Source organism: Streptococcus sp. SS-4456 (assembly GCF_036680365.1).
Classification (GTDB): domain Bacteria; phylum Bacillota; class Bacilli; order Lactobacillales; family Streptococcaceae; genus Streptococcus.
Genome location: NZ_JAVIHI010000120.1, coordinates 1 through 273, shown reverse-complemented (window position 1 = coordinate 273; position 273 = coordinate 1). Strand labels below are relative to the sequence as shown.

3 tRNA genes are annotated in these 273 nt (G+C 52.7%); all 3 read right to left on the bottom strand.

The features are described from left to right. Window positions 1–11: 11 nt before the first annotated feature. The 3 genes from RFK25_RS11675 to RFK25_RS11665 all read right to left on the bottom strand — a co-directional run bounded on the left by RFK25_RS11675 (window position 12) and on the right by RFK25_RS11665 (window position 267). A tRNA-Gly gene (locus tag RFK25_RS11675) sits at window positions 12–83 on the bottom strand. Window positions 84–95: 12 nt separating this feature from the next. After that, window positions 96–168, bottom strand: a tRNA-Thr gene (locus RFK25_RS11670). Window positions 169–185: 17 nt separating this feature from the next. Then, a tRNA-Leu gene (locus RFK25_RS11665) sits at window positions 186–267 on the bottom strand. Between the last annotated feature and the right edge of the window lie 6 nt (window positions 268–273).

Sequence of the window (273 nt, the reverse complement as noted above, 5' to 3'; positions counted from 1 at the left end):
CGGCCTCTCAAAGCGAACGACGGGATTCGAACCCGCGACCCCCACCTTGGCAAGGTGGTGTTCTACCACTGAACTACGTTCGCAATCTCTTCAAATGCCGGCTACATGACTTGAACACGCGACCCTCTGATTACAAATCAGATGCTCTACCAACTGAGCTAAGCCGGCCTATTATTATTTCCTTATGCGGGTTAAGGGACTTGAACCCCCACGCCCGAAAGCGCCAGATCCTAAATCTGGTGCGTCTGCCAATTCCGCCAAACCCGCATATGA